Origin of the sequence: Glaciihabitans sp. dw_435 (assembly GCF_018449675.1) — a bacterium.
Classification (GTDB): Bacteria; Actinomycetota; Actinomycetes; order Actinomycetales; family Microbacteriaceae; genus Glaciihabitans.
Genome location: NZ_JAAVUZ010000020.1, coordinates 1 through 19,527 on the forward strand (window position 1 = coordinate 1; position 19,527 = coordinate 19,527).

The 19,527-nt window shown below is 61.1% G+C and carries 19 protein-coding genes and 2 tRNA genes; 12 read left to right on the forward strand and 9 right to left on the reverse strand.

Annotated elements, in window-relative coordinates:
- Positions 1-868: 868 nt before the first annotated feature.
- Genes HB677_RS16300 through rpmH form a run of 8 tightly spaced genes read right to left on the reverse strand, consistent with a single transcriptional unit; the run spans position 869 to position 5,796 of the window.
- Positions 869-1,837 carry a ParB/RepB/Spo0J family partition protein gene (locus HB677_RS16300; protein WP_213816796.1) on the reverse strand — a complete coding sequence of 323 codons (969 nt, stop codon included), beginning with the start codon at positions 1,835-1,837 and terminating at the stop codon, positions 869-871.
- The gene (locus HB677_RS16305; RefSeq protein WP_374193830.1) at positions 1,837-2,796 is read right to left on the reverse strand and encodes a ParA family protein; all 960 of its coding nucleotides are present in this window, start codon (positions 2,794-2,796) and stop codon (positions 1,837-1,839) included. Before HB677_RS16305 ends, HB677_RS16300 begins: the two co-directional genes overlap by 1 nt.
- Before the next feature lie 36 nt (positions 2,797-2,832).
- Positions 2,833-3,465 (reverse strand): 16S rRNA (guanine(527)-N(7))-methyltransferase RsmG, encoded by a 633-nt coding sequence (gene rsmG / locus HB677_RS16310; RefSeq protein ID WP_213816797.1) that lies wholly within the window; start codon positions 3,463-3,465, stop codon positions 2,833-2,835.
- Between the two features lie 14 nt (positions 3,466-3,479).
- Entirely contained in the window at positions 3,480-4,016 is a 537-nt protein-coding gene (locus tag HB677_RS16315) for a R3H domain-containing nucleic acid-binding protein (protein ID WP_213816798.1), read from the reverse strand.
- Positions 4,017-4,021: 5 nt separating this feature from the next.
- Positions 4,022-4,990: a membrane protein insertase YidC gene (yidC, locus tag HB677_RS16320; RefSeq protein ID WP_213816799.1), complete on the reverse strand. Its 969-nt coding sequence runs from the start codon at positions 4,988-4,990 to the stop codon at positions 4,022-4,024.
- Between the two features lie 9 nt (positions 4,991-4,999).
- Positions 5,000-5,311: a membrane protein insertion efficiency factor YidD gene (yidD, locus tag HB677_RS16325; protein ID WP_213816800.1), complete on the reverse strand. Its 312-nt coding sequence runs from the start codon at positions 5,309-5,311 to the stop codon at positions 5,000-5,002.
- Complete coding sequence (rnpA, locus tag HB677_RS16330) at positions 5,308-5,649, reverse strand: ribonuclease P protein component (RefSeq protein ID WP_213816801.1); 342 nt, start codon at positions 5,647-5,649, stop codon at positions 5,308-5,310. Before rnpA ends, yidD begins: the two co-directional genes overlap by 4 nt.
- Before the next feature lie 9 nt (positions 5,650-5,658).
- Positions 5,659-5,796: a 50S ribosomal protein L34 gene (gene rpmH, locus HB677_RS16335; protein ID WP_010204566.1), complete on the reverse strand. Its 138-nt coding sequence runs from the start codon at positions 5,794-5,796 to the stop codon at positions 5,659-5,661.
- A gap of 287 nt (positions 5,797-6,083) precedes the next feature.
- Here rpmH and dnaA point away from each other — a divergent pair, with 287 nt between their 5' ends.
- The 10 genes from dnaA to HB677_RS16385 all read left to right on the forward strand — a co-directional run bounded on the left by dnaA (position 6,084) and on the right by HB677_RS16385 (position 17,237).
- Positions 6,084-7,517 carry a chromosomal replication initiator protein DnaA gene (gene dnaA / locus HB677_RS16340; protein ID WP_213816802.1) on the forward strand — a complete coding sequence of 478 codons (1,434 nt, stop codon included), beginning with the start codon at positions 6,084-6,086 and terminating at the stop codon, positions 7,515-7,517.
- A gap of 373 nt (positions 7,518-7,890) precedes the next feature.
- The gene (dnaN, locus tag HB677_RS16345) at positions 7,891-9,036 is read left to right on the forward strand and encodes a DNA polymerase III subunit beta (RefSeq protein WP_213816803.1); all 1,146 of its coding nucleotides are present in this window, start codon (positions 7,891-7,893) and stop codon (positions 9,034-9,036) included.
- Positions 9,037-9,065: 29 nt separating this feature from the next.
- Positions 9,066-9,950, forward strand: coding sequence for a phosphogluconate dehydrogenase (NAD(+)-dependent, decarboxylating) (gene gnd, locus HB677_RS16350; protein WP_213816804.1), 885 nt, complete (start codon positions 9,066-9,068; stop codon positions 9,948-9,950).
- A 1-nt stretch (position 9,951) separates the two neighbouring features.
- Positions 9,952-11,202 (forward strand): DNA replication/repair protein RecF, encoded by a 1,251-nt coding sequence (gene recF / locus HB677_RS16355; RefSeq protein WP_213816805.1) that lies wholly within the window; start codon positions 9,952-9,954, stop codon positions 11,200-11,202.
- Entirely contained in the window at positions 11,199-11,723 is a 525-nt protein-coding gene (locus tag HB677_RS16360) for a DUF721 domain-containing protein (protein ID WP_213816806.1), read from the forward strand. Before recF ends, HB677_RS16360 begins: the two co-directional genes overlap by 4 nt.
- Positions 11,724-11,887: 164 nt before the next feature.
- A complete protein-coding gene (gyrB, locus tag HB677_RS16365; RefSeq protein ID WP_213816807.1) occupies positions 11,888-13,921 on the forward strand; it encodes a DNA topoisomerase (ATP-hydrolyzing) subunit B in 2,034 nt (677 codons plus the stop codon).
- Positions 13,922-13,997: 76 nt separating this feature from the next.
- A complete protein-coding gene (gene gyrA / locus HB677_RS16370) occupies positions 13,998-16,595 on the forward strand; it encodes a DNA gyrase subunit A (RefSeq protein ID WP_213816808.1) in 2,598 nt (865 codons plus the stop codon).
- Positions 16,588-16,995 carry a DUF3566 domain-containing protein gene (locus HB677_RS16375; RefSeq protein WP_213816809.1) on the forward strand — a complete coding sequence of 136 codons (408 nt, stop codon included), beginning with the start codon at positions 16,588-16,590 and terminating at the stop codon, positions 16,993-16,995. The genes gyrA and HB677_RS16375 overlap by 8 nt, the downstream gene beginning before the upstream one ends.
- 48 nt (positions 16,996-17,043) lie before the next feature.
- Positions 17,044-17,117, forward strand: a tRNA-Ile gene (locus tag HB677_RS16380).
- Between the two features lie 47 nt (positions 17,118-17,164).
- A tRNA-Ala gene (locus tag HB677_RS16385) sits at positions 17,165-17,237 on the forward strand.
- 133 nt (positions 17,238-17,370) lie between these two features.
- Here the strand turns inward: HB677_RS16385 and HB677_RS16390 are convergent.
- Complete coding sequence (locus HB677_RS16390; protein WP_213816810.1) at positions 17,371-18,027, reverse strand: hypothetical protein; 657 nt, start codon at positions 18,025-18,027, stop codon at positions 17,371-17,373.
- A gap of 137 nt (positions 18,028-18,164) precedes the next feature.
- Here HB677_RS16390 and HB677_RS16395 point away from each other — a divergent pair, with 137 nt between their 5' ends.
- Positions 18,165-18,704 carry a peptidylprolyl isomerase gene (locus HB677_RS16395; RefSeq protein WP_213816811.1) on the forward strand — a complete coding sequence of 180 codons (540 nt, stop codon included), beginning with the start codon at positions 18,165-18,167 and terminating at the stop codon, positions 18,702-18,704.
- A gap of 198 nt (positions 18,705-18,902) precedes the next feature.
- On the forward strand, positions 18,903-19,517 hold the full coding sequence (locus tag HB677_RS16400) for a rhomboid family intramembrane serine protease (RefSeq protein ID WP_255546693.1): 615 nt from the start codon (positions 18,903-18,905) through the stop codon (positions 19,515-19,517).
- Positions 19,518-19,527: the final 10 nt, after the last annotated feature.

Below are 19,527 nucleotides of genomic sequence, written 5' to 3' on the forward strand. Positions count from 1 at the left end.
GCCCGTTAAAGAAGTGACTTGGTTCGTTCACAGCCCGATCCGGTGCGGCCATCCCGGCCAGCGGTGACGGGCATTCCCGAGCGACGGCGCGAGGTCCGCGTCGTATAGGGACCCGCCTTGCGAGCCAGACCCGATGTTTCACGTGGAACATCCGGCGGCGCCATCGCCTCCGTGGAACGACGGTCCCCCGGGAGACTTCGCGCAAGACGCCTCTCGCCGCGCATCACCTCGAGCACACAGGGTGCGCCAGACCAACGCCGCACGAGATCAGACGGCACGCGGCGCACCCATGGTGCTCACCAACACGCAGCGTCAGCAATGACCGGTCGGACGTCCATGACCAACTTTCACGCCGCTGAGTACTCGACCTTGGAGACTGATTCACATGACGCTGGTCCCGGACGCGGTGGTCAATGAACGAAGCTTGGTCAGTGGTTTTGCCGCGCACACCACCGCACTCGCACCGAGTCCGCGGCACGCGCCGAGCGCTCAGCCTCGCTCGTCCCGCATCAACTCGAATTCACACCGGATGTTGCACGTGAAACACTCGACGGTTCGTCATAAGGGGGCGATGCACGCCATTGACCCGCGGTGGGGTGAAATTCATCAACAATCAGACCCCGACCGTGGTCTCAGCAGCGCTTAGGATAGCTCCTGACGAGCCAGGCACGTAAATGCCTGATCAGCGGGATGTTCTCGCAGATGAAATTGACGCCAATCGGACCGAAATCGCCATAACCGGCAAAGTGCCCACCATGAGCCGACTCATCACCGCGATCGGCGCGATGAACGGTCGGCGCCCCCACCACGAGCATCCTTTGGACGCGAACGCCCGCGGACGGCAATCGAGGATCGGGGTGTTGTACGGCTAACGAAGGGGAGCGGACTCGCCGAACGCTCCGAGGCCCATCTCGCCGAGGATTCGGTTCAGATCACCGATCGTCGCGAAGTCGATGACGATCGTTCCTTTGCTCGCGCCGAGGGCAACTTTCACTCGGGTATCGAGACGGTCGCCCAGACGAGCCGCTACCTCATTCAGGTGATCCTGCTTGCTGCCCGCAGCAGGCGACGCGGCCTTCTTAGCCCGGGGGGAAGTGGAGCTGGCGGCGGCTTCGGCGGCGCGTACGGAAAGATCCTCGTTCACGATCTTGTCCGACAGTCGTTCCATCGCTTCAACGTCACCGGCAGACAGGATCGCCCGTGCGTGTCCAGCGCTAAGGACTCCGGCGGCGACTCGGCTCTGCACCGTCGCCGGGAGCCGGAGAAGACGCAGCGTGTTGGTGATCTGTGGCCGCGAGCGTCCCAGCCGTTCGGCCAGCTGCTCCTGGGTGATGCCGAAGTCATTGAGCAACTGCTGATAGGCGGATGCTTCTTCCAACGCGTTGAGATTGGCGCGATGCAGATTCTCAAGTAGAGCATCGCGAAGCATGTCTTCGTCCGCGGTGTTCTTGATGATCGCCGGGATCGAATCCAGACCGAGTTGCTTTGTCGCACGCAGGCGACGCTCGCCCATGATCAGCTCAAACTGAGGACCACCCGCCACAGCGCCCACCAACGGACGAACTACGATCGGCTGCAGAACACCGATCTCGCGGATGGAGTGCACCAACTCCGCGAGTTCCTCATCGCGGAACTCCGTGCGTGGCTGGACGGCGTTCGGGACGATATCGGCGGGGGAGAGGTTCGCCAGGCGCGCGCCCGGAACAGCAACGAGGTCCTCGGCGGGTACCCGACTGTCGGGGAAGAATACGTCGACGGGACGAGCCGCGGACGAGTCATCCACTGTGGGAATCAGGGCGCCAATACCGCGACCAAGTCCAGTGCGTCGTGTTGCCATTAGGCGGGTGCTCCTCGGCGTGCAATTTCGGCCGCTGCCTCGAGATACGAGAGCGAACCGGGGGAGTTGGTGTCATAGCTAATGACTGTCTGTCCGTAGCTCGGAGCCTCCGAGATGCGAACCGAACGGGGAATCATGGCGTCCAGCACCTGCTTGGGGAAGTGATCACGCACGTCCTGTGCAACCTGGTTGGCCAGGTTAGTGCGGCCGTCGTACATGGTGAGAAGAATCGTGGAGACCGTTAGGGCAGGGTTCAGACGGCGCTCGATCAACTCGATGTTGTTGAGGAGCTGGCTGAGCCCCTCGAGCGCGTAATACTCGCACTGAATGGGGATCAGAACTTCCTGAGCGGCCACAAACGCGTTGATCGTCAGCAGGCCGAGGGAAGGGGGGCAGTCGATGAACACATAGTGGAACGGCTCCGGCGACTCCAGCAAAAACTCGTGCAATGCCGTACTCAGGCGTTGTTCCCGGGCCACCAACGACACCAGTTCGATCTCAGCCCCGGCGAGGTGGATGGTGGCCGGCACGCAGTACAGCGCCGCAAACTCGGGGCTCTTCTGGACGACGTCAGCCATCGGCACGTCGTCGATGATGACGTCGTACACGCTGGGGACTTCGGACCGATGATCGACCCCCATGGCCGTCGAGGCGTTTCCTTGGGGATCGAGATCGATAACGAGAACGCGGGCTCCCGATCGGGCCAGCGCGGCAGCCAGGTTGACGGTGGTGGTGGTCTTTCCCACCCCGCCCTTCTGGTTGGCGACCGTGATCACGCGCGTGGCCGATGGCATCGGCAGCTCGAGGCCCGCAAGGAGCCGGCGGCGGCGAGTGAGATCGGCGATTTCCCGGGCAAGGGGAGTCGAATCGTCGAACGAAGAAGCTGCATTCGTCACCACAGGAGCGTCACTGCGAGCCTCATTCGAGGCCTCGGCGAGTTCGCCTTCTGGATGTTTCACGTGAAACCTTCTGTGCGAGAGACGGGGATGCCGGGGTCAGTCCACTGTAGCTCTAAAGACACGAGTGACCTCGGGAACGGTCCCCTCACCCAGCTCCAGAACCTCTACGTTGCTCAACCGCGCGTGCCGAATCTGCTTGCTCGCCGCGGTCACCTCGTCATGGACACGCGAGCCCTTGAGGAAGATCATTTCGCCGCCGGCACGCACCAACGGAGCGGTTGCAGGGATCAATTTGGAGAGCGCGGTGACAGCTCGCGCAGTCACCTGATCGAGCGGCCACGACAGCTTCGTCTCCTCCGCACGAGCACGAACCACCGTCACGTTGTCGAGACCGAGCTCAGCCGCCTCGGCAATGAGCCACTCGACCCGGCGTTCCATGGGCTCGATGAGTACGAGCTTCACGTCGGGACGTGCAATCGCGAGCACGAGGCCCGGAAGCCCAGCGCCGCTCCCGACATCTCCAACAGTGCCCACCTGAAGGAGGGGAGCGAGCAGGGCGCAGTTCAGGATGTGGCGCGACCACAGCCGGGGAAGCTCCAGGGGGCCGATGAGGCCGAGTTCCTCGCCTCGACGAGCCAGGTCATTGGTGTACGCCCGAGCGACGTCAAGACGGTCTCCAAATAGTTCGGCCGCGACGGCGGGCTCTGCTTCGAGCTGAGGATCAGTCAATTGATCACGAACAACTACGCGCGGGTGATTACCGTGTGGCGGTCACGGCCTTCGCCCTCGGACTCGGAAACGAATCCGCGTTCGCTCACGATGTCGTGAACCAGCTTGCGCTCGTACGACGACATAGCTGGCAAGGCAGCCGACTCGGCGCCCGCCTCAATACGCTCCACAGCTTTGTCCACAAGAACGCTCAGCTCGGCCGCGCGAGCCTCGCGCGAACCACCCACGTCCAGGATCAAACGGGAGAACGCGCCCGTCTTGGTCTGGACCGCGATACGGGTGAGCTCCTGCAGGGCGTTGACGGTCTCCGGCTTGGCGAGGAGACGCAGATTGCTGCTTCCCTCGCTCGAGTTCACCGACAGGTAGGCACGCCCACCACGAGCATCGATGTCGATGTCTCCATCGAGGTCCACGATGTCGAGAAGTTCCTCGATGTAGTCGGCGGCGATGTCGCCTTCTTCTTCGAGCTGGCTCGGCGTCGGGGCATCCGTCGCTTCAGTCGGCTCGGAAGCTTCGATTTCGACGACCTCCGCGGTCTCGGTCTCGCTCATGTCACTCACTTCTTGTTACCGGTCTGCTTCTTGGCCCGGTTCTTGTTCACGGGCTGGACGCGCTGGGTAGGAACCTTTTTCTCAACCTCGACGGACTCGCCGACGGAGTTGATCTCAGTCACAGTAATGCCTCGGGCCTGGTTCTTACGAGCCATGCGGATCTCGCGAGCGAGCGCTGCCTCGGAACCGGGCGTCGGCATGTTTCGGATGACCAGGAACTGCTGGACCATGGTCCAGATGTTCGTGGTGAGCCAGTAGAACATGACGCCGAGCGGGAAGGTGAAACCGGAGAAGGCGAACACCAGCGGAAGGATGTAGAGCAGGATGCGCTGCTGCTTGAACGTCGGGCTCGCCTTCATTTCGGGCGACTGGTTCTTCGACATGATCTGCAGCTGAGTGATGAACTGCGAGCCGGTCATCAGGATGACCATGGTGACGGCAATGACGATGACGAGAACGTTGCCATCGGCGGTGCTGATCGCCAGGTGGAGGGGAGCGCCGAAGAGCTCAGCTTCACCGAACGACTTGGACAGCTCGGGGTTCAGAAGGCCGATGCCGTTCAGACCCGTCTGCGCGTTGTGCAGAACAGAGAAGAGGCTGAAGAAGATCGGCATCTGGATCAGCAACGGAAGGCACGAGCTCAGCGGGTTGGTGCCGGTGCGCTTGTAGAGCTCCATGGTCTCGCGGGACATGGCCTCGCGGGAGAACTGATCCTTCTTGCCCTTGTACTTGTCCTGGATCTTCTTGATCTGGGGAGCGACTTCCAACATCCGACGCTGGCTCTTGATCTGCCGAACGAAGATGGGGATCAGGCAAGCGCGCACAACAAGGACGAGTCCGACGATGGACAGCACCCAGGTGAGACCGTCATCGGGATCCAGCCCAATTCCGCTCAACACGGTGTGGAACGCCACCAGAATTGCTTCTACAAGCCATTTGATGGGCCAGAGGATGGTGCCAAAAATATCCGGCATAAGAGTGGGTCAAGCCTTTCCGTGGCTACTTGCTACAACAAAACCAAAGGGAGTGAGTTCGTAGCGCTGCGTTGCCCGCACCGGAACGTCATCCACTCCACCCGCTGCCCATGGGTGGCAACGAGCAATTCTTCGAGTGCCCATCCACGTACCGCGAACAACTCCATACCGCTGGATCGCCTGCAGGGTAAACGACGAGCACGACGGGTAGTAGCGACATACATCGCCGTACAGCGGAGAAATCACCGCGCGGTAGAACCGCAGAATCAGAACACAGAGGTTGCGCGGCAGCAACAGAACGAACGTCAGCGTCCGTTTCATCGCTTGCTCACGCCCCTATCAATGCCCTGAGAAATCTCATCATGCAGAGTAGCCCAGGAAACCTCGTCTGAGCCTGGCAGTGCTCTGATGACGATGTCGGTTCCTGTGGAGTGTTGATCCAGGATGTCCCGGCCAACGGAGCGCAAACGACGGCGCATGAGATTCCGCGTGACCGCATTGCCTACTGTCTTGGCAACGATGAAACCAAACCGAGTGGGTTCGCCAAAAGACCGGGCGTGCAGGTAGACGACGGCATGCCGTGTACTGACACGCCTACCTTTTCGCACCGTAGTGCGAAAATCGTCCGCCCGAACCACCCGGTTCGCCTTGGCGAGCACCGGAGGGTGCTACGCGGAAAGCTCGGTGCGACCCTTACGACGACGCGCACCGAGGATGGCACGGCCGGCGCGGGTGCGCATGCGAAGACGGAAGCCGTGCACCTTGGCGCGACGACGGTTGTTCGGCTGGAAAGTTCTCTTGCTCATAGTGGTATCTCCAAAGCCCAGCTCTGAGGGCCGGAAAGAAGTAAGTAGCCGTAAGGCTAGAAGTCAACTGATTAAATCTACGGCCTAAAGCGCGTTTGGTCAAACGTAACCTGTATCGCCCCGCACTATCCACACATGGTTTCCACAGGGTTGGTAACCACACCCTGTGGAGAACTAAGGTGAAGGTCTCCGATTCTGCCCCGCAGATCGAGCAAATACGTCGGAATTGAGTTTCACACATCGGTGGATAACTCTGTGAGTAAATCGTGGACATCTAGGTTGGGAATATGGCAGAAATAGCGGATTCGACCGGAGACATCTGGAAGGCAGTGCTATCCCAGCTCACTACCGACGCGAGAATTACCCCTCAACTGCACGGTTTCATCAGCCTCGTTGAGCCCAAAGGCATAATGGCGGGCACCCTGTATCTGGAGGTTCCGAACGAGCTGACGCGCGGAATGCTGGAGCAGCGAATTCGCCTGCCCCTCCTTAACGCGATCTCGAGTCTCGGCGACAACTCGGAAGTTTCCACCTTTGCGATCGTCGTGAATCCCGAGATCCAGACGGATGCCCTCGAGCAGACCGACACAACGGAAGACCAGCCGTATATCGAAACGACGATCGTTTCTGCGGCTCTGAACCAGAACTCACCCGGGATGACCACCACCCCCCGGTCCGACTCTCGTCTCAACCCGAAGTACAGCTTTGACAACTTCGTTATCGGCGGATCCAACCGTTTTGCCCATGCTGCCGCCGTTGCGGTCGCCGAGGCGCCGGCGAAGGCGTACAACCCCCTCTTCGTGTATGGGGAATCGGGCCTGGGAAAGACGCACCTTCTCCACGCCATCGGTCACTACGCGCAGAGCCTGTACCCCGGGATCCGCGTTCGATACGTGAGCTCCGAGGAGTTCACCAACGACTTCATCAACTCGATCGCTAATAACCGTGCGTCTGTCTTCCAGTCCCGCTACCGCGAGATCGACATTTTGCTGATTGACGACATCCAGTTCTTGCAGGGCAAGGACAGCACGCAGGAAGCCTTCTTCCACACCTTCAACACGCTGCACGACCACAACAAGCAGGTCGTGATCACCAGCGACCTGCCGCCGAAGGCACTCACCGGTTTTGAAGACCGGATGCGGAGCCGTTTTGAGTGGGGCCTTATCACCGACGTCCAGGCACCCGATCTCGAAACACGAATCGCGATCCTCCGTAAGAAGGCTCAGAGCGAGAAGCTCCAGATCGGCAACGACATCCTTGAGTACATCGCTACCAAGGTCTCGTCCAACATCCGTGAACTCGAGGGAACCCTCATTCGCGTCACGGCCTTCGCGAACCTGAACCGCACGCCGGTCGACATGGCGCTTGTGCAGACAGTACTCAAGGACCTCATCACTCTTGATGAGGACAACGTCATCGCACCGGTCGACATCATCAACCACACCGCGGACTACTTCAAACTCACGGTCGACGACCTCTACGGGTCATCCCGGTCCCAGGCCGTGGCAACCGCACGACAGATTGCCATGTACCTCTGCCGGGAGATGACCAACCTGTCCCTCCCGAAGATCGGTCAACTCTTCGGTAACCGTGATCACACCACCGTCATGTACGCCAACAAGAAGATCACCGAACTGATGAAGGAGCGTCGCTCCATCTACAACCAGGTGACGGAACTGACCAGCAGAATCAAGCAAAACCAGCGGTACAACAAGAACTAAGCCCTCAGGCAGCCCCACAAGGGGGTGTTACCCACAGTGTGGATAACCTGTGTATAGATTCTGGAACGCGCCGGAAGGCGTGTTGATGAATTACAAAAACCTGTGGAAATCGGTTCGGGAACTTGTCATTCGAATGACAGGGTTTCGTACCTTCGCCCACAATTCGTCCACATCTCACAAGGTTGTAGTTCCCGCCGAATCAATGGGAAATCGAGAGTTACCAACAGTTCGCACAACGGTTAAGACTGTTATCTCTTTAAAAAACTTAAATGGCTCCGGAGATAACCTTTGCTCAGACAGCCTCGGAAGCCGCTTCCACATATGCCACTATTAATCGGCCCGACCGCCGCTACCCACCGATAGGGGTGAACCCGTGAAGTTCCAGGTCAACAGAGACGTCTTCAGCGAAGCGGTCTCCTTTGCCGTCAAGCTGCTTCCTCAGCGAACGACGCTTCCGATTCTCAGCGGTGTCCTGATTGAGGCCAGCGAGAACGGGCTCACGCTCTCGTCCTTCGACTACGAGGTGTCCGCTCAGACGGAAATCACGGCGGAGATCGAGGAGCCCGGCAAGATTCTGGTCTCCGGCCGGCTTCTCGCTGACATCGCCAGCCGCTTGCCCAACGCACCCGTGCGTTTCAGCACGGATGAGGGAAAGATCCTCGTCTCGTGTGGGTCGGCCAACTTCACGCTCCTGAGCATGCCCGTCGAGGAGTACCCGACGTTGCCGCAGGTAGCAGCGAGCTCAGGGGTCCTCCCCGCCGAGGCGTTTGCCAATGCGATTGCCCAGGTTGCCGTCGCCGCCTCGCGCGACGATGTAACTCCCGTGATTACGGGTGTTCAGCTCGAGGTATCCAAGACGAGCCTGTCGCTCGTCGCCACCGACCGCTACCGCGTTGCCGTTCGTGAAATCGAATGGGACGCCGGCGATTCGATCACTGACACGGTGACCGCGTTGGTTCCTGCCCGCACCCTTGCCGAAATCGGTAAGACGTTCGGCCACAGCGGCTCAATCTCCGTCGCCATCACCAGCACGGACGAGCGGGAACTCATTGCCTTCCAGGCGGATCGTCGCACCGTGACGTCGTTGCTGATCAAGGGCAACTTCCCTCCGGTGAAGCGTTTGTTCCCCGAAACGGTCGAGAACTACGCGGTGCTCAACACAGCCGAGCTGATCGAAGCGACTCGCCGGGTTTCCCTTGTCCTCGAGCGAGAAGCAGCGCTGCGTTTCACGTTTACCGAAGATGGGCTCACACTCGAGGCAATCGGGTCGGAGCAGGCACAGGCATCCGAAGTAATCGACGCATTTCTTACCGGCACAGACACAGTGGTCTCGCTTAAGCCGCAATTCCTCCTCGACGGCCTGGGCGCCGTGCACTCCGAGTTTGTACGGATTTCGTTCACGAAGACGGATAACCCGAACAAGCCCGGCCCGGTGCTCATCACCAGCCAGTCCTCCAAGGACCAGGCGGGGGCGGACAATTACAAGTACCTGCTGCAGCCCAACCTTCTGCTGCGCTAACCACCACTGACAAGTCAAAAGGAATTTTTATGCACATCGGCCTCGTTGGTCTCGGCAAAATGGGCAACAACATGCGTGCCCGCCTCCGCAAGAACGGCATCGAAGTAACCGGCTACGACGCGAACCCCAACGTGTCCGATGTTGCGACCCTGGCAGATCTCGCTGCAGCTCTTCCGAGCCCGCGCATCGTGTGGGTCATGGTGCCGTCTGGCCCCATCACTACCGGTGTTGTGGAAAACCTCGGTGAGGTTCTCGAAGAGGGCGACCTCATCATCGAGGGCGGCAACTCCCGCTTCACCGATGACTTCAAGCACGCCGGCATGCTCGTCACGAAGGGCATCAACTACCTAGACGTCGGAGTATCCGGCGGAATCTGGGGCCTCGAGAACGGTTATGGCCTGATGGTCGGCGGCAGCGCCGAGCACGTCGAGTACGCGATGCCGATCTTCGATGCACTGCGTCCTGAGGGACCCCGCGCGGAAGGCTTCGTTCACGTCGGCGAAACCGGTTCTGGTCACTACGCCAAGATGGTGCACAACGGCATCGAGTACGCCCTGATGCAGGCATGGGGCGAGGGCTACGAGCTCCTCGCTGCACGCAGCGACATCATCAAGGACGTCACCGGAACGTTCAAGGCGTGGCAGCGCGGAACGGTTGTTCGTTCCTGGTTGCTTGAGCTTTTGGTAGTTGCGCTGGAGCAGGACCCCAAGTTCGACGACATCAAGGGCTACGTCGAGGATTCAGGAGAAGGCCGCTGGACGGTCGAGGAAGCACTCAACCTTGCCGTCCCCGTACCCACCATCAGCGCATCGATCTTCTCGCGCTTTGTGTCGCGCCAGGATGACTCGCCTGCCATGAAGGCCGTCGCCGCCCTGCGCAACCAGTTCGGTGGGCACTCGGTCCGCAAGGACTGATGTGAGGGTCACGCATCTCAGCCTCACCGACTTTCGTAATTACGAGTCGGCCGAGGTTGAGCTTGCGGCCGGGCCCAATCTCTTCGTCGGCAGCAACGGCCAGGGGAAAACCAACCTGGTCGAAGCTCTCGGCTACCTCAGCACCCTCGGGTCTCACCGCGTATCCACCGATCACGCGATGATTCGTGCTGGCCAAACCGCAGCGATCGTCCGAGCTCGTCTCGAGAACGGCGATCGCTCGGTGTTGGCCGAGGTGCAGCTCAACCGTGTCGGAGCGAACCGGGCGCAGATAAATCGCTCGGCCATCAAAACCCGCGAACTGCCGCGCTATTTCTCCAGCGTGCTGTTCGCCCCGGAGGATCTCGCCCTCGTTCGCGGCGAACCCTCGGGCCGGCGCCGGTTTCTCGACGAACTGCTCGTGCTGCGCACACCGCGCATGAGCGGAGTTCTCACCGATTACGACCGGGTACTGCGGCAGCGCAATACGTTGTTGAAGTCAGCGCGGGCGTCCGGTCTGCGCGGGGCCAACCTCAGCACCCTCGACATCTGGGACGACCGGCTAGTTGCGCTGGGTTCCGAACTCATCGAGGCCAGGGGCGCGCTGATCGCCGAACTTCTTCCCGAGGTGCGGTCCGCATACGCTGCGATCGCTGGTGCCGACCATGCGGCGTCACTCGCGAGTTACCTCAGCATCCTTGCGTCGGATTCGGATGACCCGGGGCCGACCGATTCGGATCCCGCAACACTCGCGCCAGACCACCTGACCGCAGAGACCGCGTCCATCGCATTTCGCGCGGCGTTGGCTCGACTGCGTCGTGCCGAGCTCGAGCGCGGGATTACCCTCGCCGGCCCACACCGTGACGACCTGGTTCTGACGCTCAACAACCTCCCGGCCCGCGGCTACGCCAGCCACGGCGAATCGTGGTCGTTCGCTCTGTCCCTGAAACTGGCGTCGGCGGCGGTGTTGCGCAGGGAGACCAATTCCGGTGACCCCGTCCTTATCCTTGATGATGTGTTTGCGGAACTCGATGAATCCCGCCGCGGCAGGCTCGCCGACGCTGTCGATGGATTCGAGCAGGTGCTGATTACTGCAGCTGTGCGCGGGGATGTCCCGGAGCGTCTGGCCGCACACGTGGTGCGCATCCGCGCCGGAAAGATCCTCGGCACCGAAGAGGACGCCGCCTCCGATGGTGGAGCGGTCACCGCAGCAACACCGGCAATCAATGAGACAGGGGAGGGGACGAACGAATGAATGACAATGTCCCCAACCCCGGCGATCTCAACGCGCCGTCCGAACATGTCGCGGTCTATCTTCGGTTTCGGCAGATTTTTGGCGAGGCCGGTTCGCGCACGGCGGACGCCCGCAAGCGCAGCGAGAAGAAGAAAGAGGGCGGCGCGAGCGTCCCGTACGGAATCGGCCGCGATCCGCATGGAATCGAGGATGTTCTCGCCGGACTCACCCAAAAACTGGGATGGAACTCCTCCCTCGCCCGCGCCGACCTCCTGTCGTCCTGGGCGGAGTTGGCAGGCGATGAAACCGCGGAACACTCGACGCCGGTGGGCATCGAAGACGGCGTGCTGACCGTCCATTGCGACTCGACCGCCTGGGCAACACAGCTGCGGTTGATGCGGGGTTACATCACGACGCAGATCGCCCAGCGATACCCCGACGCCGGGATTCAGTCCGTCAAGTTCGACGGACCCAACGCTCCCTCATGGAAACGCGGCCCCAGATCAATTCCAGGCCGGGGTCCACGGGATACCTACGGCTAGGAATGCAAATCAGTCCACCCGGGCGGTAAAACTCCACAGAGAGCCGTGTAGGGCCGCAGAGAGTGCCGCAATTTGGTAGAATATTAAGGCTGTCGGAAACGTCCTGTATCGGACAATTCTCCCGAATAGCACGATTAACCAATGCGGCAGGAGCCTAATTTCAGATGTCACCGGAATCAACAGAGGACCTGCCAGAAGTAACCCCCGAGATTCCGGAGACCGCGCCAGAGGCGCAGGTTCCGGCGCGAGCGGCACGCAAGGCTCCTGACGAAAGCTACGGCGCAGACCAGATCCAGATCCTTGAGGGTCTCGAGGCTGTTCGCAAGCGCCCAGGTATGTACATCGGCTCGACCGGCCCCCGCGGGTTGCACCACCTCGTATACGAGATTGTGGACAACTCGGTAGATGAGGCCCTCGCCGGATACTGCGACTTCATCCAGATTTCCATTCGCAAGGATGGCTCGGTGCGGGTGTCTGACAATGGTCGAGGCATCCCCGTCGATATCAACCTGCAGGAAAACAAGTCGACCGTCGAGGTCGTCATGACGATCCTGCACGCCGGAGGAAAGTTCGGCGGCGGCGGATACTCCGTCTCCGGTGGACTCCACGGTGTGGGTAGTTCCGTTGTCAACGCACTGTCGAGCGAACTCGATGTCGAGGTTCGCCGCCAGGGTGCCGTGTGGCGAATGAGCTTCAAGAATGGTGTGCCCGTCGCGCCTCTCGAAAAGGGCGAGAGCTCGAACGAGACCGGAACGACGACGACCTTCTGGCCGAGCACCGAAATCTTCGAGACCGTCGAGTTTGACTACGAGACTCTTCGCGCGCGCTTCCAGCAGATGGCGTTCCTTAACAAGGGACTTCGTCTCACGGTCACCGACGAGCGCGGCGAAGAAGATGTCGTCGAGAGCTACATGTACGAAAAGGGTCTCGTCGACTACGTGCAGTACCTCAACAGCGCGAAGAAGGCGGACCTCGTCCACCCCGACGTGATCGCATTCGAGTCCGAAGCTGACGATCGCAAGATCTCGCTCGAGGTCGCCATGCAATGGACGACCGCCTACACCGAGAGCGTGCACACCTACGCGAACACGATCAACACGCACGAGGGTGGAACCCATGAAGAGGGCTTCCGTGCCGCATTGACGACCCTTGTCAACAAGTACGCGCGTGAGAAGAACATCATCAAGGAGAAGGACGAGAACCTCACCGGTGATGACGTGCGCGAGGGACTGACCGCGGTCATCTCCGTCAAGCTCGCCGAACCGCAGTTCGAAGGCCAGACGAAGACCAAGCTCGGTAACACTGAAGCGAAGGCGTTCGTGCAGCGCGTCGCCGGTGCCCAGCTCGGTGACTGGTTCGACAAGAACCCGACCCAGGCGCGCGACGTTATCCGCAAGGCGATTCAGGCATCGCAGGCACGCCTGGCCGCCCGCAAGGCGCGCGAGCAGACCCGTCGTAAGGGACTTCTCGAGTCCAACAGCATGCCCGGCAAGCTTCGCGACTGCTCCAGCAAGGACCCGTCGCTATCCGAGATCTTCATCGTTGAGGGTGACTCCGCAGGCGGTTCCGCCGTGCAGGGTCGTAACCCGGAGTTCCAGGCGATTCTGCCGCTGCGCGGCAAGATCCTCAACGTCGAGAAGGCGCGACTGGATCGCGCTCTCGCCAACGCCGAAGTTCAGGCAATGATCACCGCGTTCGGCGCGGGTGTCGGCGAAGACTTCGACCCGAGCAAGGCGCGGTACCACAAGATCGTGCTGATGGCCGATGCCGACGTCGACGGTCAGCACATCACGACGCTGCTGCTGACCTTGCTGTTCCGGTACATGCGCCCGCTGATCGATCACGGGTACGTGTACCTCGCGCAGCCCCCGCTCTACCGTCTCAAGTGGACGAACGCCGAGCACCAGTTCGTGTACAGCGACCGTGAGCGCGACGTGCTCATGGAGAGTGGCCTCGCGGCTGGCAAGCGCATCCCGAAGGACAACGGCATCCAGCGTTACAAGGGTCTCGGAGAGATGGACTACACCGAGCTGTGGGAAACCACGATGGACCCGGCTACGCGCACGCTGCTTCAGGTAACGCTCGACGATGCTGCTGCCGCGGACGAGATCTTCTCGACGCTGATGGGCGAAGACGTCGAGTCTCGCCGCAGCTTCATCCAGCGCAACGCTAAAGACGTTCGCTTCCTCGATATCTAACTAACGCTCACCGGCGGGCGCCACTGCGCCCGCCATCCCCAGCGTCCGTGAACCACATCAGACCGGAATAGAGAACATGGCTGACGAAGAAACGCCGGAAGGCGTCACCCCAGCAGAACCGACCTTCGACAAGGCGGTCGTCGACGACCGTCACGACAAGGTCGACCAGGTAGACCTGCAGCTCGAGATGCAGCGGTCGTACCTCGACTACGCGATGAGCGTTATCGTCGGCCGCGCGTTGCCCGACGTGCGTGACGGTCTCAAGCCCGTGCACCGTCGCGTGATCTACGCAATGTACGACGGCGGTTACCGTCCCGACAAGGGCTTCAACAAGTGCACCCGTGTCGTCGGTGAGGTCATGGGCCAGTTCCATCCTCACGGTGACGCGTCGATCTACGACGCCCTTGTGCGCCTCGTGCAGCCGTGGAGCCTGCGCTACCCGCTCGCCCTCGGCCAGGGAAACTTCGGTTCCGCCGGCAACGACGGCGCTGCAGCCCCCCGGTACACCGAGACCAAGATGGCACCGCTCGCCATGGAAATGGTCCGCGACATCGACGAAGAAACCGTCGATTTCCAGGACAACTATGACGGCAAGACGCAGGAACCCATCGTCCTGCCCAGCCGCTTCCCGAACCTTCTCGTCAACGGATCCGTCGGTATCGCCGTGGGAATGGCGACGAACATCCCGCCGCACAACCTCCGCGAGGTCGCCGACGGCGCCCTGTGGGCGTTGCAGAATCCGGATGCCTCGCGCGAAGAGCTCCTCGAAGCGCTCATCCACCGCATCAAGGGCCCGGACTTCCCCACGGGCGCGCAGATTCTCGGCGTCAAGGGAATCCAGGACGCCTACCGCACCGGTCGTGGTTCCATCACGATGCGTGCCGTTGTCAGTGTCGAGGAGCTGCAGGGTCGCACCTGCCTCGTCGTCACCGAGCTTCCGTACCAGGTCAACCCTGACAACCTCGCGCTGAAGATCGCGGAGCTCGTCAAGGAGGGCAAGGTCGGTGGAATCGCTGACATCCGGGACGAGACATCCGGTCGCACTGGCCAGCGTCTCGTTGTCGTTCTCAAGCGTGACGCGGTCGCCAAGGTCGTACTCAACAACCTCTACAAGCACACGCAGCTGCAGGACAACTTCGGCGCCAACATGCTGGCGATCGTCGATGGCATCCCGCGCACGCTTCCCATCGATGGCTTCATCACGAACTGGATCGAACACCAGATCGACGTCATCGTTCGCCGCACGCAGTTCCGTCTGCGCAAGGCGGAGGAGCGCATGCACATCCTGCGTGCGTACCTCAAGGCGCTCGACGCGCTCGATGAGGTCATCGCGCTCATCCGTCGCAGCGCCGACAGTGACGCGGCCCGCGAGGGACTGATGGAACTCCTGACGATCGATGATCTTCAGGCACGTGCCATCCTCGACATGCAGCTTCGTCGTCTGGCCGCCCTCGAACGACAGAAGATCGTCGACGAGGCGACCGAGATCGAGACCCGCATCGCGGAGTACAACCACATCCTCGCCACCCCCGCCCGCCAGCGCGAGATCGTCAGCGAAGAACTCACCGACATCGTGACCAAGTTTGGTGACGACCGTCGCACCGAGATCATGTTCGGCTTCGACGGCGACATGAGCGTGGAAGATCTCATCCCCGAAGAGGAGATGGTGGTCACCATCACCCGCGGTGGATACGTCAAGCGCACCCGCAGCGACAACTACCGCAGCCAGCACCGCGGTGGTAAGGGCGTCAAGGGCGCACAGCTGCGAGCGGATGACGTTGTCGAGCACTTCTTCGTCACCACCACGCACCACTGGCTGCTGTTCTTCACCAACACGGGGCGCGTGTTGCGCGCTAAGACCTACGAGGTACAGGAAGCCGGGCGTGACGCCAAGGGCCAGCACCTGGCGAACCTCCTGGCGCTGCAGCCGGACGAGCAGGTGGCCCAGGTTCTGGACATCCGCGATTACGCCGCCGCCAAGTACCTCGTGCTCGCCACGCGTGACGGCCTGATCAAGAAGACGGCTCTCGACGAGTACGACACCAACCGCACGGGTGGCATCATCGCCATCAACCTGCGCGAGGGCGACGAGCTCGTGTCGGCCATGCTCGTCGACGAGGATCAGGACCTTCTCCTGGTCTCCCGCAAGGGCATGTCGATCCGGTTCACGTCCTCGGACGCGGCACTTCGCCCCATGGGAAGATCAACCTCTGGAGTGATCGGTATGCACTTCAGGGATGACGACCAGCTGCTCGACGCGAGCGTAGTCTCCGATAGTGGATATGTATTCGTCGTGACCGAGGGTGGCTTCGCCAAGCGCACCGCGGCCGACCAGTATCGCGTGCAGGGACGTGGTGGTCTTGGTATCAAGGTCGCCAAGTTGCAGGAGGCTCGTGGCGATCTCGCCGGCGCGCTGATCGTTGACGACGAGGACGAGGTCCTTGTGGTTCTCGCCAGCGGCAAGGTGGTACGCTCTGCGGTGGCCGAGGTACCGGCCAAGGGTCGAGACACCATGGGCGTCGTATTTGCCCGGTTCGCCGACGACGACAGAATCATCGCGGTCGCAAAGAACAGTGAACGTAACCTAGAGAGTCAGGAAATCGACGCGCAGGGCGAAGAAATCGCTCCTGCCGACGTCGAGGCCCCTGGAAAGGACGAACCGATAGATGAGTAGCGTCGCCGAAAAGCTGCAGCGTAAGACGCAGCGACCAGCGCCCACCAAGCAAGTGCGGTTGAAGCTTGTGTACGTCGACTTCTGGTCGATGGTCAAGCTGTCATTCCTCATCGCGGTCTCCGCGGGCATCGTGCTGGTGGTCGCAGCGATCCTGATCTGGATCGTTCTCGACGGCACCGGTGTCTTTGGCAACATAGACGGCCTTCTGAACTCCGTTCTCGGTGGAGACACGTTCTCCATCGCCTCGACGCTGTCGTTGGCCTCAGTGAGCTTCTTCGCCGTGATCATCGCGCTTCTGAACGTTGTCGTGGGCACCGCCCTCGGCGCGATCGCCAGCTTGCTGTACAACTTCAGCGTCCGCCTCACCGGTGGATTGCTGGTCGGATTCACCAACCAGTAGCTCGATTACACGATTCGCGGCAGGTGCGATACTCTCGTATCTGCCCGCGGGGGTATAGCTCAGGCGGTTAGAGCGCTTCGCTGATAACGAAGAGGTCCGTGGTTCAAGTCCACGTACCCCCACTGCACCACCATCACCACCCTGTGTCACACTGTTTCTCGTGACACACGGGGCCTTAGCTCAATTGGCAGAGCACCGCCTTTGCAAGGCGGGGGTTAGGAGTTCGATTCTCCTAGGCTCCACAGATTCACCATCAAGGCCCCGGTTCCGGGGCCTTTGTTGTTTCCCCGGAAGTCGCCTGCGGGCCGTATGTCTGTTAACGACACAACGGCCGGCCCGAAGGCCAGCCGTTGTGTGTAGAGCGTGTGTGGAGCCTTAGACCGCGTCATCCACGGGCTTGGGGGCTTCCTGCTCGGGAACTTCTTCCTCGTCGATCCAGAGGTCGTCATCGGCGCGCAGCGTCTGGTACGCCGCGTATGCGACGGCGCCAACGGCGACAACGATGATTCCGATCAGGAAGTAGCGGCCGGCACCCGACTTCTGCTTCTTGACCAGGTGTGCCGACACGGCCGCCTTTGTCGCGGCCTTACCGGCAGCCTTGCTCGCCTTGGAGGCGGACTTGCTGACCTTTGCGCTCACGTCTTCGAGCTGGTGTCCAACCTTCTTGCTGGACGCCGAGACGTTGCGGACGACATCGCGAACCCGCGGGTCCTTGGCAACCTCGAGTACGGCAAGCGCCGAACCCAGAGCCGAGGACACCTGAGGCAGGAAGTCATCAAACTTTTCTTTAGCGGATGACGCGGCGTGACGCGTTGCGTTCACTCCCGTGGTTACTGCGGGCTTGACCCGCTCATCCAGTGTTTCGCGAACGCGAGGGGAGACCTCTTCGCGAGCGAAGTTGGCAGCCTGACGGCTGGCTTCACGCACGACGACCGAGGCATTCTCCAGAATTTCCTTCTGGTCATCCCAGAGTTCTTCGGCATGCCCCTTCAGTCGATTCAACTCTCGCTTGCGCTTCCGTGTTAGACCCATTGAGACTCTCCATTGGTGGTATGCAGCGAACAGCATCCATCCTGCCACGCCTACCTTTTAAACAGAAAGTGGGTCACTGCATACTCGCTGGGGTTGCGCAGAGTAGTCACAGGTGCCTCTATGGCAGAATTGGACTCATGTCTGTTCACACCGCTGTAGCCACCTTCCACACGAACAAGGGCGACATTGTCGTCAACCTCTTCGGGAACCACGCTCCGAAGACCGTCGCCAACTTCGTCGGCCTCGCACAGGGCACCATCGAGTGGACCCACCCCGAGACCGGAAAGGTGTCGAAGGACCCGCTGTACGACGGCGTGATCTTCCACCGCATCATCAAGCAGTTCATGCTCCAGGGCGGCGACCCCCTGGGCCAGGGCTTCGGCGGACCCGGCTACGCGTTCGACGACGAGATCAACCCCGAGCTCAACTTCAACGAGCCCTACGTTCTCGCCATGGCAAACGCCGGCACCCAGGGTGGCAAGGGCACAAACGGTTCGCAGTTCTTCATCACGACCGTTCCCACCCAGTGGCTTCAGGGCAAGCACACGATCTTCGGCGTTGTCGCCGATGACGCGTCAAAGGCAGTCGTCGACGCGATCGAGGCAGTGGACACCGATGGCCGTGACAAGCCCCTGGTTCCCGTTGTCATCGAGAGCGTTACTGTCACCGAGGTATAAGTGTCTGACGCCCTTCGGAATGCCGATAACTACTGCTACCGGCATCCCGACCGCCAGAGCTTTGTTCTCTGCCAGCGGTGCGGTCGCACCATCTGTCCAGAGTGCCAAACTCAGGCGGCGGTGGGCGTCCACTGCCCCGAGTGTGTGAGGGAAGCGCGCCAGTCCGCCCCTCGCACCAAGCCGCGCATCGTCTCGGCGATGAGCAGCTCGAGCGACAAGCCCGTGGCGACGTATGCCCTGATGGGTGCATCCGTTCTCGGCTTCCTGATCTCCCTGATCAGCGGCACGGCCATTTACGCGATCGCCTACCTCCAGGGCAGCGTTGCGGTGTATCCGTGGACGATCTTCACGGCGAATTTCGCGAACACCTCGTTCATCAGCGTGTTGTTCAACCTTCTGGCCTTGTTCTTTATCGGGCGAACGCTGGAATCGATGCTCGGCCGCGGCCGTTTCCTCGCCCTGTTCTTCCTATCCGGGCTGGGTGCCGTCGTGGCGACCGAGTTGCTCGGTGGCGCGGTGGTGGGTGCATCCTCGGCCATCTTCGGTCTTCTCATCGCGATGTTCGTGATTCAGCGGAACATGGGATCAAATAACTACGGTCTCCTGATACTGGTTGGCTTGTACCTCGTGTACTCCGTTGTCGTCGACAACGGCGCGTGGGTTGGGTATGTTGGCGCGATCGTCGCGGCCGCCCTGGCGTCACTGATCTTCGTGAGAACCCGGCGCATCAGCCAGGTACAGCAGCAGCGGCTTCTGCTGGGCGGCCTCGGTGCGGTGCTCATCGTCATCGCTGTCGCGCACGCTCTCGTCTAGACGCCGCCTC